The organism is Archangium sp., assembly GCF_057119385.1.
On sequence record NZ_DBNGVP010000133.1, the window covers coordinates 1 to 15,533 of the forward strand.

At 69.5% G+C, this 15,533-nt stretch carries 10 protein-coding genes, 1 tRNA gene and 1 pseudogene; 7 read left to right on the forward strand and 5 right to left on the reverse strand.

Annotated elements, in window-relative coordinates:
* Positions 1 to 316, forward strand: a pseudogene (locus AC16DP_RS32375) (integrase core domain-containing protein); the annotation flags it as partial.
* 52 nt (positions 317 to 368) lie between these two features.
* Here the strand turns inward: AC16DP_RS32375 and AC16DP_RS32380 are convergent.
* The 3 genes from AC16DP_RS32380 to AC16DP_RS32390 all read right to left on the reverse strand — a co-directional run bounded on the left by AC16DP_RS32380 (position 369) and on the right by AC16DP_RS32390 (position 3,731).
* Positions 369 to 2,219, reverse strand: coding sequence for an aminoglycoside 6-adenylyltransferase (locus tag AC16DP_RS32380; RefSeq protein ID WP_329728757.1), 1,851 nt, complete (start codon positions 2,217 to 2,219; stop codon positions 369 to 371).
* A gap of 293 nt (positions 2,220 to 2,512) precedes the next feature.
* Positions 2,513 to 2,608, reverse strand: a tRNA-Sec gene (locus AC16DP_RS32385).
* 46 nt (positions 2,609 to 2,654) lie between these two features.
* The gene (locus AC16DP_RS32390; RefSeq protein WP_329728758.1) at positions 2,655 to 3,731 is read right to left on the reverse strand and encodes a metallopeptidase family protein; all 1,077 of its coding nucleotides are present in this window, start codon (positions 3,729 to 3,731) and stop codon (positions 2,655 to 2,657) included.
* A 90-nt stretch (positions 3,732 to 3,821) separates the two neighbouring features.
* Here AC16DP_RS32390 and AC16DP_RS32395 point away from each other — a divergent pair, with 90 nt between their 5' ends.
* Together AC16DP_RS32395 and groL are read left to right on the forward strand one after the other, a co-directional pair.
* Positions 3,822 to 4,178 carry a response regulator gene (locus AC16DP_RS32395; RefSeq protein ID WP_073563930.1) on the forward strand — a complete coding sequence of 119 codons (357 nt, stop codon included), beginning with the start codon at positions 3,822 to 3,824 and terminating at the stop codon, positions 4,176 to 4,178.
* 156 nt (positions 4,179 to 4,334) lie between these two features.
* Entirely contained in the window at positions 4,335 to 5,975 is a 1,641-nt protein-coding gene (gene groL, locus AC16DP_RS32400) for a chaperonin GroEL (protein WP_329728759.1), read from the forward strand.
* Positions 5,976 to 6,078: 103 nt separating this feature from the next.
* Here groL and sinK read toward each other — a convergent pair whose 3' ends face one another.
* Positions 6,079 to 7,659 (reverse strand): hybrid histidine protein kinase/response regulator SinK, encoded by a 1,581-nt coding sequence (sinK, locus tag AC16DP_RS32405; RefSeq protein WP_329728760.1) that lies wholly within the window; start codon positions 7,657 to 7,659, stop codon positions 6,079 to 6,081.
* Between the two features lie 140 nt (positions 7,660 to 7,799).
* Here sinK and AC16DP_RS32410 point away from each other — a divergent pair, with 140 nt between their 5' ends.
* Positions 7,800 to 8,195: a demethoxyubiquinone hydroxylase family protein gene (locus AC16DP_RS32410; RefSeq protein WP_329728761.1), complete on the forward strand. Its 396-nt coding sequence runs from the start codon at positions 7,800 to 7,802 to the stop codon at positions 8,193 to 8,195.
* A 7-nt stretch (positions 8,196 to 8,202) separates the two neighbouring features.
* Here the strand turns inward: AC16DP_RS32410 and AC16DP_RS32415 are convergent, their stop codons facing one another.
* On the reverse strand, positions 8,203 to 9,579 hold the full coding sequence (locus tag AC16DP_RS32415) for a GGDEF domain-containing response regulator (RefSeq protein WP_329728762.1): 1,377 nt from the start codon (positions 9,577 to 9,579) through the stop codon (positions 8,203 to 8,205).
* Positions 9,580 to 9,628: 49 nt separating this feature from the next.
* On the opposite strand from AC16DP_RS32415, the gene AC16DP_RS32420 reads away from it, so the two are divergent.
* From AC16DP_RS32420 to AC16DP_RS32430, 3 genes are all read left to right on the forward strand, one after another.
* Entirely contained in the window at positions 9,629 to 10,441 is an 813-nt protein-coding gene (locus AC16DP_RS32420; RefSeq protein WP_329728763.1) for a chemotaxis protein CheW, read from the forward strand.
* A gap of 123 nt (positions 10,442 to 10,564) precedes the next feature.
* Positions 10,565 to 11,884 carry a response regulator gene (locus tag AC16DP_RS32425; RefSeq protein WP_483956915.1) on the forward strand — a complete coding sequence of 440 codons (1,320 nt, stop codon included), beginning with the start codon at positions 10,565 to 10,567 and terminating at the stop codon, positions 11,882 to 11,884.
* Between the two features lie 90 nt (positions 11,885 to 11,974).
* Complete coding sequence (locus AC16DP_RS32430; protein ID WP_329728765.1) at positions 11,975 to 15,523, forward strand: valine--tRNA ligase; 3,549 nt, start codon at positions 11,975 to 11,977, stop codon at positions 15,521 to 15,523.
* Positions 15,524 to 15,533 lie beyond the last annotated feature (10 nt).

The following is a 15,533-nucleotide window of genomic DNA, read 5'->3' on the forward strand; positions in this document are numbered from 1 at the left end:
TGTCCACCGGGGCCGCCGTGCTGCTTCCAACCACGCTGGCTCCGCCTTCGTCGTCGCTGTGCTCGTCGTCATCGCGCCGCGCACTCTGCGGCTCCTCGAGCACCTGCACTACCTGGGCTGGATCGGAGGCTTACGCCAGTACGCCAGCGAGGACTACCAACGGGCGCTGGCTGCACGAGGCAGCCAGTGCCGCATGTCGCGTCGGGGCAACTGTTGGGACAACGCCGTGGTGGAGAGCTTCTTCTGCGCACTGAAGCAAGAACTCGTTTACACCACGGACTTCGTCACGCACGAGCAGACGCGGCGGGCCCTCTTCTAATACATTGAGGTCTTCTACAACCGGCAGAGGCGGCACTCGACCATAGTCGTCATTCACGGGAAGGGCGGGCGGGCGCCGGGAGCGTGGTGCGGATCCACTGGCTCACACGGTCGAATTGGGGGCCCGGAACCGGATGGCCCAACGCGGTCGCCAGTTCGTTCGCCGCCGAGGCGAATACCTCTAGCAACTCCAGCAGCACGGCGGACGCCGACTGCGCGTCGTAGGTCGGAAACCACTGCGGTACCCGCTCGAGCCAACGGCGATCCACCCATTGCTCGAAGCGACGCTCGGGCATGTCGTGGGCCCAGCCAGAGACGGAACTCGCGTGCCATTCGAGCATGCGGGCGAGCAGGGTGAACTTCATGGATTCGTTGAGCAGCCAGAAGCAAGGGAACCACACCTCACCCACGTGCAGCCACTTCGCGGCCTCGGTCGCGGCCAGCAGGACGTCGGAGACGGTGCGCTGGAATTCGTAGCAGGACGGTGGTCGGCGGGTGCGATCCCTGGCTTCGCTCGTCACGGGAACGGAGCGCAAGAGGCTGTCCTTGTCCAGCAGGAGCCGGTGGTCCCCCTGCAGGGTCATCTTGATCTTATCTGGCAGGGAGGCGCCCGGTACCGGGACGGTGCTCATCACCATATCGCACTCGAGCGCGTCTTCGTACAACGCCCTGACGAGGTGTCCGCCGAGAGGGTCCGGCATTCCCTTCTCCGGCGGGCTGTGCCGGTACATCGTGGCAGACCAGAGATTGCCGAAGGTGCGCAGCCACGCTTCGTCATCGAGGTATCGATCCGGGTTGCTTGAGAGCACGATGATGTCGAGATCCGACCACCGGTCCGCCCGGCCGTCGACGGCATGGGAGCCGAACAGCAGCAGGGCTCGGATGTCGGGGGTGGCTTCCGCCCACTGGATGAGCCGGTGCAGGAATGCCTCCATCGGCGCCAGGCCGGCACCGCCGTCCTCTCGCGGTGCGCTGGGCGTCTGCCGGTCTGGTTGTGCCAGCAAGGGCACGATGCATAATTCCACCCAGTCATACACACGTTCATCCGTCGGACGGGTGAGCGGTTCCGCGAGCGCCTTTGCAGTCTCATCGGTAAGCCAGCGATATAGCTTCATGACGTGCAGGAGCGAGCGGGCCAAGGCGACCAGGTCATGACGGGGAAATACCTGAGCGAGCGCGGCAAGGGCGCGCGGATCGGCCCAGGTCTCGAGGTGCAGGCCGTCGGGAGACGTCCGGGCCCGGGCCGTTGCCCACGCGTGGGCGGCGAGCATGCGCTGAAGTAGATGGGGAAGCAGCCGATCGAACTTCTTGCGGCGCGTGTACCAGAGCTCACCGCGGCGCAGGTGCTTAGCCGTCCACACCAGAGCGGAGCGGAAGCTCTCGACGTCGTTGCGAAGATCTTCGATCGAGAGGGGAGGGCCCTCCAGCGCCCTCGGGGCGGCGGGCGGCGCGGTCGTGAGGCTCGTCATCAACCCCGCCTCGTCGAGCAGGATCCTCAGGGGCAGCTGGAGGTTCTGGGCCAGCATTCGAGTGGCATCGAGGGGGGAGCTATCGGAAGGGCTGGACTGGACCAACAGCAAATCGACCACGAGGCCCGGGTCGAGCAGTGCGCGCAGGGTGCGCCGGACGGTGCGCTCCGAAGGAAGGTGGGGCAGCTCCAGCCAGATGGCATCGAAACACCGTGACCACCAGGGGTCGGCGAGACAGCGTTCGATGTCCTCGGCCAGTACCACCACGCAGCCGTCGGTGATTTCGCGGCGAGCGGTTCCCCCTCTCGAGATGGACCATGCGATCGCGCGTCTCCCCGGTACGTGCTTGGCTCCTTCAGCGAGGCGGCGGACGAGTGCCTCAAATCCAGAGACCGCCAGAAATGAGCTCGACATGCGCACCGCTTCTACCATGCGGTTCTGGCCCCGTCTCTCTTGTGACCCGAGAGACTTCGTGAGTCCCACCAGCGCATGAAGGCTGGATCGCGACCGACCCAAGGCCCCGCGTGCTCGTTCTACGAGCGCAGCCGCATGCCCGGCATCATTGCTTCCGAGCGCACTTCCCTATGAGGGATGAAAGCGAAGGGGCTGCCCTCTTGAGGGACGTAAAAGGGACGTAATCGAACGGACGCCCCCGAACGCTGGTGAACACCTGGGCCCAAGGGCTCACCCGCCGCAAACGCCCATTCTTAGAGGAGAATAGGGGTCGGTAGGACAGAGGAATCGAACCTCCCAGGGACATGTCTCCATGCCCCCCACCGGTTTTGAAGACCGGGCCGGCCACCAGGTCCGGAGGTCCTACCACTCGCGATTACTGCCGGGCCGTGCCTCCCGCGTCAACGCCGCGTTTCAATCCAACCCGCGCTGCCACAAGTCATCCTCGTCCAGCCCCATCAAATGCCCGACCTCGTGCATCACCGTGATGCCGATCTGCTCGAGGAGCTCCTCGCGCGTCTTCGCGAAGCGCTCCAGGTTCTTCTGGTACAGCACGATGGACGCGGGGTAGGGGTCGAAGTTCCCCAGGATGCTGTGGCGCTCGCCCACCGGCGAGCCCCGGAACACCCCCAGGATGCACGGCGACAGCGGCGGACTCTCCCCCAGCAGATCCTCGTCCTTGGGAATCTCCTCCACCGCGATGGTGACGTTGTCCAGGTACTCCTTCACGTGCCCGGGCAGCGCCTTCACCGCGTCCTCCACCGCCTTGTCGAAGGCCTCCTCGCCCAGCTCCACCGGCGGGGGGAACTCCTGGGGCGCCACCGCCTGCGCCTTCCCGAACCGCTTGCGCGCCTCCTTCCCATCTCCCCGCCGCTCCGCCAGCAGTCCCAGGTAGTGGTGCGCCCACGGCTCGTCCGCCGCGTCCCTCAACACCTCCTCGAACGCCGCCTGCGCCTCCTCGAACCGGCACAGCTCGAACAGGGCAATCGCCCGCTCCAGCCGCGCCTCCACCGACCTCGGCACGTGCCCCAGCGCCGCGTCCAGGCTCCCCATCGCCCGCGCACACTCGCCCACCTGGTTCAGCCCGGTGCCCTCCAACAGGAGGAACTCGAAGAGCAGCTCCACGTCGCCCGCCCGCTGGGCCAGCTTCCGGCCCCGGGCGCACAGCTCCAGGCCCTCCTCCACCGCCTCGCGGTCGTCTCCCGCCCGGCACACCAGGCACTCGGCCGCCCCGAGCAGCAATTCGAGGTCATCCGGGGCCGCCTTGAGGGCTTTCCCGTATGCCTCCAGGGCCTCCTCCATCCGCCCCAGCTCCGCCAGGGTGGCCGAGCGCCAGTGCAGGGCCTCCGGCAGCCCCGGGGCCTTGGCCAGCAGCGCCTCCGCTCCGGCCAGGGCCTCCTCGTAGGCGCCCTCTTCAAATGCCGCCGCCACCCCGTCGAGCCGAACCTCCACGTCCGACGGCGCCGCCTGCTTCGACGTACGCTTCCCCATGTGCGGCGACATACGAACCCCTTCCGCGCGTTGTCAACGTGCGTCACGGCTGTTACGTTCCGCGGCCCCCTGCCTCCCTCGTAAGGGCCCGTGAACATTCTGGTCGTGGATGATGACGTCGAGCTGTGCACGCTGCTCTCTCGGTTCCTGGAGAAGCACGGCTACACCGTCTATTCCGCGGCAGACGCCTTGCAGGCCCTCGACATCCTCGAGCGTCACGAAGTGGGCCTCGTCATCAGTGACTACCGGATGCCCCACATGGACGGCATCCAGTTCACCGAGATGCTCAAGGCGGACCCCCGTCACCAGGGCACCTCCGTCATCCTCATGACGGGCAACGCCGATGGCAACGTGCACGACAAGGGCCTGCGCAAGGGCGTGGCCATGACGCTGGAGAAGCCCCTGGACTTCAATCAGCTTCTCAACCTCGTGCGCTTCGCCGAGTAGCCCGCCCTCCACCCGGGCCGTCCGCTCCCCCACAGCCACTTCCTTCCGTGTTGACAACCCGGGGCCGGCTCTTATTTTGGCGCTCGCCTGGGCCGAGTGCTAATCCCCGCACCCCGGCCCGCGTAGTCCATTCTTCAATTTTTTCAGGAGGTTACGATGGCAGCCAAGGAGATCTTCTTCCACCAGTCCGCCCGCGAGGCGATCCTGCGCGGCGTGCGCACCCTCTCGGACGCGGTGGCGGTGACGCTCGGTCCCAAGGGCCGCAACGTGGTGATCGAGAAGTCGTTCGGCTCGCCCACGGTGACCAAGGACGGTGTGACGGTCGCCAAGGAGATCGATCTCGAGAACAAGTTCGAGAACATGGGCGCCCAGATGGTCAAGGAGGTGGCGTCCAAGACATCGGACAAGGCCGGTGACGGCACCACGACGGCCACGGTGCTGGCCCGGGCCATCTACGAGGAGGGCCTGAAGCTGGTGGCCGCCGGCCACAGTCCGATGGACCTCAAGCGCGGCATCGACAAGGCCGTGGAGACGGTGGTCGCCGAGCTGAAGAAGCTGTCCAAGCCCACGGCCGACAAGAAGGCCATTGCCCAGGTGGGCACCATCTCCGCCAACGGCGACGAGACGATCGGCACCATCATCGCCGACGCCATGGAGAAGGTGGGCAAGGAGGGCGTCATCACGGTGGAGGAGGGCAAGGGCCTGGAGACGACGCTGGACGTGGTCGAGGGCATGCAGTTCGACCGCGGCTACGTGTCCCCCTACTTCGTCACCAACCGGGACCGCATGGAGGCCGTGCTGGATGACGCCTACCTGCTCATCAGCGAGAAGAAGGTCTCGGCGATGCAGGACCTCATCCCCGTGCTCGAGCAGGTGGCGCGCTCGGGCAAGCCGCTGCTGATCATCGCCGAGGACGTGGAGGGCGAGGCCCTGGCCACCCTGGTGGTGAACAAGATCCGCGGCGTGCTGAACGTGGCCGCCGTGAAGGCCCCGGGCTTCGGTGATCGCCGCAAGGAGATGCTGCAGGACATCGCCACGCTGACGGGTGGCACGGTGGTGAGCGAGGAGCTGGGCCACAAGTTCGACGCCCTCACGCTCAACGACCTGGGCCGCGCCAAGCGCATCACCATCGACAAGGACAACACCACCATCGTCGACGGTGCCGGCAAGCGCGAGGCCATCGAGGGCCGCATCAAGCTGATCCGCGGCCAGATGGAGACGACCACCAGCGACTACGATCGCGAGAAGCTGCAGGAGCGGCTGGCGAAGCTGGCCGGCGGCGTGGCCGTCATCCACGTGGGCGCCGCGACCGAGACGGAGATGAAGGAGAAGAAGGCCCGCGTCGAGGACGCGCTGCACGCCACCCGCGCGGCCGTGGAGGAGGGCATCGTCCCCGGCGGCGGCGTGGCCTACCTGCGCACCCTGGCCGCCCTGGACAAGATGAAGCTGGGCGGGGAGCAGGACTTCGGCGTGGACATCATCCGCAAGGCCCTGCAGGAGCCGCTGCGGAAGATCGCCTCCAACGCGGGCCTCGAGGGCGCCGTCATCATCAACAAGGTCCGCGAGGGCCAGGGCGCGTTCGGCTACAACGCCCGCACGGACGTGTTCGAGGACCTGGAGAAGGCCGGCGTCATCGACCCCACCAAGGTGGAGCGCACCGCGCTGCAGAACGCCGCCTCCGTCGCCTCGCTGCTGCTGACCACCGAGGCCATGGTCGCCGATCGTCCCAAGAAGAAGGCCAAGGGCGCGGCGGCTGGCGGCGCCCCGGACTACGGCGGCGACGATCTGGAGTACTGAGCTTCAGTGACTTGAGCTGAGCTCCCGGCCCCGGGTGCCTCCCTCGAGGAGGTGCTCGGGGCCGTGGTGTTTCGGGGACTCGGTGGACGCGGAGGGAAGACCCTCACCCCGGCCCTCTCCCAGAGGGAGAGGGAGCGCCCAGGAGGCGGGACAGCTCGTGGCCGAGCTCCCGGGCATCCAGGTCCCGGGGCAGGCACCCGGACGCACCCGCGCGCAGGGCCTCCAGCACCAGCTCCTGCGAGAGGTACCCGGCGAGCACCACGAAGGGGGCTCCCCGGGCCTGCTTCCGCGCCAGGTCCAACGCCTGTTTCCCGTAGGCGCCAGGCAGCTCCCAGCTCACCACCACGGCCGCCGGGGCCTCCGCGGTGGGCTCCGCGGGCGCGCCCGTCAGCACCCGCGCCTCCAGTCCCAGCAGGGCGAGCGCCTCGGTGAGCCGCCGGGCCGCGGCGGGGCTCTCCTCGAAGACGTCCACGCGGCGGCTCGCCGGGGGCTGTGCCCGCCGGGGGGGCGCGGCTTGCGTGAGGGCCTCGCGCAGCTTCGTGCGCACCTCGCGGATGTCGTCGAAGGGCTTGAGCAGGTAGTCCAGCAGCCCCAGCTCCATGGCCTGCTGCGCCGTCACCAGCGAGGGGTAGCCCGTCATCAGGATGACGCGCGAGTGGGGATCCAACCGGCGCGCCTGCTGCGCCAGCTCCAGGCCCGAGAGGCCCGGCAGGTTCTTGTCCGTGACGATGAGGTCCACCGCTCCCCGCTTCAGCTGCTCGAGCGCGTCCTCGGCGGTGGCGGCCTCGAGCACCTCGCACTCCCGGCCCATCAGGTCCTTGAAGACGCTGCGGATGATCTCCTCGTCATCCACCACCAGCAGGCGGCGGCGCGCGGGGGCCTGCGTGGGCGCGGGGGCGCCCGGGGCAGGGCAGGGGGAGGCCACCGGGAGCGAGCCCGGGGCGGGGAAGAGGACGCGGAAGACGGTGGTGGGCGGAGGTTGAGCCGCCAGCACCGAGGAGGGGACGAGCTCCAGCCGCGCATGGTGCTCCTGCGCGATGCGCCGGCACACCGCGAGCCCCAGCCCGGTGCCGCGCTTGTTGCCCGTCACATAGGGCTCGAAGAGGCGGTGGCGCACGGCCTCGGAGACGCCCGGGCCCCAGTCCGCCACGTACATCACCGGCGACGTTCCCTCGCGCCCCAGCACCACCTTCACGCGCCCCGGCCCCGACACCGCGTCGCGCGCGTTGTTGAGCAGGTTGAGGGTGAGCTGCTCCAGCAGCCGGCCATTGCCCTGGACGGTCAGGTCCTCGGGCGCCTCCACCTGGAGCGTGACGCGGGCGGAGTCCGGGTTGAGGCCGAAGGCGCGCGTCGCCGCCTGCACGTGCGTCACCAGCGACACGGCCTGCTGCGGCGCGGGGCGCTCGCTGGCCAGCCGGGTGAAGTCGGAGATGATCTGCTCCATCCGCTCCACCTGGGCCAGCATCTGCTTCAGGGGGCCGCGCGTGCCGATCTCCTCGGACAGCATCTGGGTATAGGCCTTCACCCCCAACAGCGGCTGGCGGAGCTCGTGGAGCACTTCGGCCGCGAGCTGGGTGGAGACCGTGCTGGTGCGTTGCAGCTCCGCGGCGGCGGCCTTCGCCGCCGGCAGATCTCCCGCCTCCAGGGCCTGCAGCAGGTGCGCGAGCGGGACCGGGATGTCCATGGTTCATCAGCATGGCCGAGCCACCCGCCCGGCCGCAACGCGAGCCGCTGGAATCCGTTGACCAGCGGCCCCTGGCGCACGGATGCTGCTGGCGCCACACCTTCCGCTCATACTCACCGTATGTGCCCGGGGAGTCCTTCATGCCGCAGACCAATCCCTTCCACGCGATGGTGCCCAGGAAGTTGACGGACTCGGAGCTGGCCCGCGCCATCCGCCTGGACATGGAGGCGGAGCTGGACGCCATCAACCTCTACGCCGCCCACATCGACGCCACGGACAACGAGGACGCCAAGGCCATCCTCCGTCACGTCATGGACGAGGAGCGCGAGCACGCCGCGCTCTTCTGGGAGCTGATCGCCCGCCTGGATCCCGCCCAGGCCGAGCACATCAAGGTGATGTCGGAAAAGTACCGGCTCATCGTCTCCGGCGCCTCGCACGAGGCGGTGGAGTCCGCGGGCGAGGGGGGGGGCGGGGGCTCCGCCGCGCCCGAGCCCGGCCTGGACAAGCGGCTGACGGTGGGCTCGCTGCGGCGCTGAGCCCGGCTCAGCTTCCGGTGGGCTGGCTGTGGCGGGCCTGGGGCGTGGCCTCCAAGTCGCGGGCCGCCATGTAGACGACGTTGCGGCTGCCCTTCTTGCCCCGGTACATGGCGCGATCCGCCAGGTCCAACAGCGTGGCCTTGTCCTGCGCGTGCTCGGGGAAGCTGGCCATGCCGATGCAGGTGGAGAGCGCCAACGAGTGGCCCTCGCGCGCGAGGAAGCGGTGGTTCTCCACGGTGCGCCGGATGCGCTCGGCCACCTTCAGCGCCCCGCCCGAGTCGGTACCCCGCAGCAGCACCACGTACTCGTCGCCGCCGTAGCGCACCGCCACGTCCCTGTCTCTCACGCACCCCTTGAGCACCCGCGCCATCTCCACCAGCAACTGCGAGCCCACCAGGTGCCCGTGGGTGTCGTTGACGCTCTTGAAGTAGTCCAGGTCCAGGAAGAGGAGGCTGAAGACGCCCTGGGTCTGCTGGGCGCTCTTCACCTCGCGGTCCAGCACCAGGTGCAGGTAGCGCGTGTTGAAGAGGTGGGTGAGGTCGTCCAGGTAGGCCAGGTCCTCCACCTCGGCGATGCGGCCCAGGTTGCGCAGGGCGAGCGCCAGACAGCGGGCGAGGAAGCCCGTGGCCTCGGCGATGCCCTCGGGCGGAGAGCCGGGGTAGAGGAGGACGGCATGGCCGAGCAGATCCTCCCCCTCGATGGCGGGCACGGCGAGGGCGCGCGGCCAGAGGCCCGGCAGCCCCTCCAGCACCCGCACCTCCCGGGACGTGCCCAGCCGCGGCGCCACGGAGGTGATGAGGGTGGCCTCCTGCGTCTGACTGCTCAGCCCCTGGGTGCCCAGCAGCCGCGTCCGGCCGCTGCCATCACACTGGAACAGCAGGGCGGCGCCGGCCGAGGCCCTGGAGAGGAAGGCGGCGCAGGCGGTCTCCGTCAGCCGGGCCCGGTCGAGCGTGGTGGAGATGCGCTGTCCCGTTTCCAACAGGGAGACGTACCGGCGCAGCGCCGCGTTCTCCGTCAGCAGCTCGCGCGTGGCGAGCGCCCGGTTCACGGCGTGCTGGAGCACCTCGGGCGCCACCGGCTTGACGAGGTACTCGGAGGCCCCGCTCTTGATCGCGCGCACCGCCGGATCCACCTTGTCCAGGCCGGTGATGACGATCACCTCGATGCCCGGGTAGTGCTCCTTGGTGTGGCGCAGCACCTCCATCCCGTCCCCGGTGGGGAGGATGAGGTCCGTCACCACCACGTCGTAGGGGGCCTGGGCCAGCGCCTCCTTGACCTCCTGGACGCTGGCCACGGCGGTGACGTCGTGGCCCACCCCACGCAGGTAGTCGCCGTACAGGGCCCGGGCGATTTTTTCGTCATCCACGAGGAGGAGGCGCGCCATCTCACCGAAGGGCTTACCACCCCGGCTCCGGGGCTGCTAGCCTGCCTCCGTGCCTCCCTACGAAAGCGGACGCCGGCTCTGTCTCCTGATGGAAGCGGGCGACACCCGCTTCTCCGTCGAGGCCACCTCCGTCATGGAGGTCGCCGCGCCGGGACCCGATGAGACCAGTCTGCGCGGTGTGCTCGAGGTGAAGGACTTGTCCGTGCTGCTCGGCGGCGAGCCGGAGCAGACCCCGGGCATGGTCGTGGTCTTCGACGTCAGCCCCACGCTGGCCGTCCGCGTCCGCTCCATCGTCGAGGTGACGGACGTGGCCCCGGCTCCCCACTTCCTGCTGCCCACGGGCCTGGGCGGCACGCTGGCCGCGCTCAGCCGCAGCGCCGTGCTCCACAAGGAGCGGCTCTACCTGGAGATCAACGCCGAGGCGCTCCCCCACGAGCCCGGCACCGTGCGCCCCCCTCCGCAGCTCCCCGTACGGCTCACCGAGTTGGCGCCTGAACGCTCGCTCGTCTTCGAGTCGCAGGGGCGTTTGTTTGGTGTCCCACTGTCCTGGGTGTCCCAGGTGGTGATGCGCGGGCCCGCCTTCAGCGCGCTGCCGGGGCGGAGTGGGGCGGTCGCGGGCGTCATGCCCCATGGCCAGGCGCTCTGGCCCCTGTACTCGGCGCCGGCGCTGCTGGGAGGCCCCTCCCGGGCGGAGGACTTCCTGGTGCTGGCCGAGCTGGAGGGCCGGAGCCTGGGGCTGTGCGCCTCGCGCGTGCTGGGCGTCCACCCCCGCTTCGAGCCCGCAGGGGAGCCGGGGGAGTTCACCGCGCCCGGCGTGCCCGGCCCCGTGCTCTTTCTGGACCTGCGGCGCATGTTTTCTTGAGCAGCCGCTTGTTTTCTTGAAGGCCCGGGTGCCCAACCGTAAGCTGCCCGGCTTGACAGTGGGACGCATCGTCCCGATTTCTCACCGAATTCCAGGGGGTTTGGACCCCCGAGGCCCGAACCGATGCCCAAGAATCTGCTGGTCGCCGATGACTCGCTCACCATCCGCAAGGTGATCGGGATGATCTTCGCGACCGAGGACTTTCAGGTCACCGCGGTCGACAACGGGCTGGACGCCATCACCCGGTCGCGCGAGCTGCGTCCGGACGTGGTGCTCGCGGATGTGATGATGCCGGGCAAGAACGGCTACGAGGTCTGCGAGGCACTCAAGAACGATCCGGCCACGCAGAGCATCCCCGTGCTGTTGCTGGCCGGTACCTTCGAGGCCTTCGACGAGGCCCGTGCGCGTGCGGCCAGGGCGGACGACCACATCACCAAGCCCTTCGAGAGCCAGGTGCTGCTCGACAAGGTGAAGACGCTGGTGGGGCAGAAGTCCAACACCATGCCCGCCTCCGCCGCCACCCAGGTCATCTCCAGTGGCCCCACCGCCGCCCCGCAGCCGCAGCGTCCCGCCGGTCCTCCGGGCCCTGGCGTGCCGCGTCCTCCGGGGCCGGGCATGCCGGGTCCGGGTGTGCCCCCGGGGCCGGGTGCTCCGGGCATGGCGCGTCCTCCGGGGCCGGGCATGCCGCCGGGGCCGGGTCCTCGTCCGGGAATGCCGGGGCCGGGCATGCCGCCGGGTCCAGGCGCTCCGGGCATGGCGCGTCCTCCGGGGCCGGGCATGCCGCCGGGGCCGGGTCCTCGTCCGGGGATGCCGGGGCCGGGCATGCCGCCGGGGCCGGGCGCTCCGGGCATGGCGCGTCCTCCGGGGCCGGGCATGCCGCCGGGTCCGGGTCCTCGTCCGGGGATGCCGGGACCGGGCATGCCGCCGGGTCCGGGTGCTCCGGGCATGGCGCGTCCTCCGGGACCGGGCATGCCGCCGGGTCCGGGCGCTCCGGGCATGCCGCGTCCGGGAATGCCGGGGCCTGGGGCCTCTCCCACCGCGGGCATGCCGACGGGCGGTCTGCCTCGTCCTCCGGGTGCCACGGCGCTGCCCACGGCGGCGCCTCCCGCCGCGGGCCGCGGCAGGGATCCGTTCGGTCTGGGTGCCCCCGCGGCCCAGCCCGCTCCCATCGAGGAGCCGGCCGAGGCCAGTGGCCTGGAGGAGCTCTCGCTCGATGAGCCCGAGCCCATCGCTCCGGCGCCGGCCCGCACTCCGGCGCCCGTCGCGGAGGCCCGGCACGCTCCCGCCGCCGATGGTGGCGAGGCCCTGCTGCGCGAGGCCCTCTCCAAGGCCTCCCGCGAGGTCATCGAGAAGATCGCCTGGGAGGTCGTTCCCCAGCTGGCCGAGACGATCATCCGCGAGGAGCTGGAGCGGTTGATCAAGGACCGCGAGACGAAGCACTGAGCTCCCATCTTCGTAGCTGCTTTCTCACCCCGACCGGCCCTCGTCGGGCCGGTCCTTCCACCGGCCCGCGTGGGCCGGTTCTCGTTTTCCATGAGCGATACGACCGAACTGCCCAAGGCCTATGACCCGAAGGAGGTCGAGGCTCGCTGGTACGCCTGCTGGATGGAGCGGAACTACTTCCGCGCCGACCCCGCGTCCGACAAGCCCGCCTTCTGCATCGTGCTGCCGCCGCCCAACGTGACGGGCAGCCTCCACCTGGGCCACGCGCTCACCGCCACCATCCAGGACATCCTCATCCGGTGGAAGCGCATGAGCGGCTTCAACGCCCTCTGGGTGCCTGGCACGGACCACGCCGGCATCGCCACGCAGATGGTGGTGGAGCGCGAGCTCAAGGAGAAGGAGAAGAAGTCCCGCCACGACCTGGGCCGCGAGAAGTTCCTCGAGCGCGTCTGGGAGTGGAAGAACAAGTACGGCAACCGCATCCGCGAGCAGCACAAGGTGCTCGGCGCCAGCCTGGACTGGAGCCGCGAGCGCTTCACCATGGATCCGGGTGTCTCGGCCGCGGTGCGCGAGGTCTTCGTCCGCCTGTACGAAGAGGGCCTCATCTACCGCGCCCAGAAGCTCATCAACTGGTGCCCCTCGTGCCACACCGCCCTCAGCGACCTGGAGGTCGAGCACGAGGAGAAGCAGGGCTCGCTCTGGCACATCCAGTACCCGGTGAAGGGCAGCGACCGGAAGCTCACCGTCGCCACCACCCGCCCGGAGACGATGCTCGGCGACACCGCCGTGGCCATCCACCCCGACGACGAGCGCTACCAGGGGCTCGCCGGCCAGTTCGTGGTGCTGCCGCTCACCGGCCGCGAAATCCCCATCATCGCCGACGCCGAGCTGGTGGATCCGGCCTTCGGCACCGGCGTGGTGAAGGTGACGCCCGCCCATGACTTCAACGACTACCAGACGGGCCTGCGGCACCACCTGCCCATGCTCAACGTCCTGGACGAGGCCGCGCGCATCAACAAGGAGGGCGGTGCGTACGCGGGCCTGGAGCGCTTCGCCGCGCGCAAGAAGATCCTCGAGGACCTCACCGCCCAGGGCCTGCTGGAGAAGGAGGAGCCGCACAAGCTGTCCGTGGGCGGCTGCCAGCGCTGCGCCACCGTGGTGGAGCCGCGCCTGTCTCCGCAGTGGTTCGTGAAGATCGAGCCGCTCGCCAGGCCCGCCATCGAGGCGGTGGAGCAGGGCCGCACGAAGATCATCCCGGAGTCGTGGACGAACACGTACTTCCACTGGATGCGCAACATCCACGACTGGACCATCAGCCGCCAGCTGTGGTGGGGCCACCAGATTCCGGCCTGGTACTGCGCCGAGTGCAGCCCGCGCCTGGAGGCCACCGGCGGCATCGACTACTCGCGCGCCGAGCCCCACGTCTCACGCACCGCGCCGGAGGCGTGCCCCAAGTGCGGCGGCTCTCGCCTGGAGCAGGACCCGGACGTGCTCGACACGTGGTTCTCCTCGGGCCTGTGGCCCTTCAGCACCCTGGGCTGGCCCGAGCAGACCCCCGAGCTGAAGGCCTACTACCCCAACTCCGTCATGGAGACGGGCCACGACATCCTCTTCTTCTGGGTCGCCCGGATGATGATGTTCGGCCTGCACTTCATGAAGGACGTGCCCTTCCGCACCGTGTACCTGCACGCGATGGTGCGCGACGAGAAGGGCGAGAAGATGTCCAAGACGAAGGGGAACGTGATCGATCCCCTCGACATCGTCCTGGGCGCTCCGGCCGATCAGCTCAACAAGAACCTGCGCAACAAGTTCCCCCAGGGCATGCCCGCCCACGGCGCGGACGCGCTGCGCTTCACCCTGGCCTCGCTCACCCAGCAGGGCCGCGACATCAAGCTCTCGCTGGATCGCGTGGCCGGCTACAAGGCCTTCGCCAACAAGCTGTGGAACGCCAGCCGCTTCGCCCTGATGAACATGGGCGACTTCAAGCTCGAGAACGAGAGGCGCATCACCGATCGCGAGCTCACCCTGGCGGACCGGTGGATCATCTCCCGGCTGCAGCGCGCCACCACGGAGACCCGCACCGCGCTCGAGGCCTACAACTTCGGCGAGGCCGCCTCCACCCTCTACCAGTTCCTCTGGGCCGAGTTCTGTGACTGGTACATCGAGCTGGCCAAGGGCGCGCTCTACGGTGAGGACGCCAAGGCCAAGGACAACACCCGCGCGGTGCTCGTCTTCTGCCTGGACCGCATCCTCCGGCTGCTCCACCCCTTCATGCCCTTCATCACCGAGGAGATCTGGCAGAAGCTGCCGATGGAGCGGGAGACCGACTCCCTCATGATCGCCTCGTACCCCGAGCCGGATGCGCAGCTCGTGGACGCCGCCGCCGAGGAGCAGATGGGCCCGGTCATCGCCGCCATCGAGGGCCTGCGCAACATCCGCGGCGAGAGCAACCTGCCGCCCTCGGCCCGCATCACCGCGTACGTGCAGAGCGCGGATGCGCGCACCCGCGAGCTGCTCGAGCGCTCGCGCGGCTACCTGATGCCCCTGGCCGGCCTGGGCGAGCTGCGGATTTCCGCTCCGGGACCCAAGCCCGCGCAGTCCGCGGCCTTCGTGGGCCCGCGGATGGAGGTCTTCGTCCCGCTCGCCGGCCTCATCGACGTGGATGCCGAGCGCGAGCGCCTCACCAAGGAGATCTCCCGCTCCGAGCAGGAACTGGGCGGCATCCAGCGCAAGCTGGACAACCCCAACTTCGTCGCCAAGGCGCCTCCGGACGTGGTGGAGAAGGACAAGGCCCGCGTCGAGGAGCTCACGGCGCGCATCTCCAAGCTGCAGGACAGCCTGAAGCGGCTCGCTCCCGACACGAGCACGCCCGCCGAGGCCGAGACGCCGGCTCCCGAGCCCAGCGCCAGCAAGGCGGACGCAGAGGGTGAGGTCGTCAAGGCCGAGGCGGGTGCCGTCGAGGCCGAGGCCGTGGAGACCGAAGCGGGTGCCGTCGAGACGACGACCGTCGTGGACGAGGACGACGAGGAGTTCGAGGCCATCGACGAGGAGTTCGACGAGGACGACGGGGACGGCCACGCGATCGGAGAGGCGGAAGCCGGAGAGGCTCCGGCCAGGGCCGAGCGCAAGGGCGACACCGCCCAGGGCGAGGTGAAGGCCAAGGTCGCCCCCGAGGCCTCGCCCGTCAGGGCTTCGGCGGAGAAGAAGGCCCCCGCCAAGAAGGCGGCTCCGGTCCCGAAGCCGACCCCAGCCCCGGCCCCAAAGCCGACTCCGGCCCCGAAGCCGAAGCCGACTCCGACCCCGAAGCCGACTCCAACCCCGACTCCGAAGCCGACTCCGGCCCCGAAGCCGGCTCCGCCTCCGAAGCCGGCACAGAAGGCGGCGGCCAAGAAGGCGGCCCCCGTGAAGAAGGCGGCGGCCAAGAAGGCTCCAGCCAAGAAGGCGGCTCCTGTGAAGAAGGCAGCAGCCAAGAAGGCGGCCCCCGTGAAGAAGGCGGCGGCCAAGAAGGCGGCTCCGGTGAAGAAGGCCGCGGCCAAGAAGGCTCCAGCCAAGAAGGCTCCGGCCAAGAAGGCTGTTGCCAGCAAGGCACCGGCGAAGAAGGCCGCGGCCAAGAAGGCTCCGGCCAAGGCCCGGCGCTGACCTCGATCGG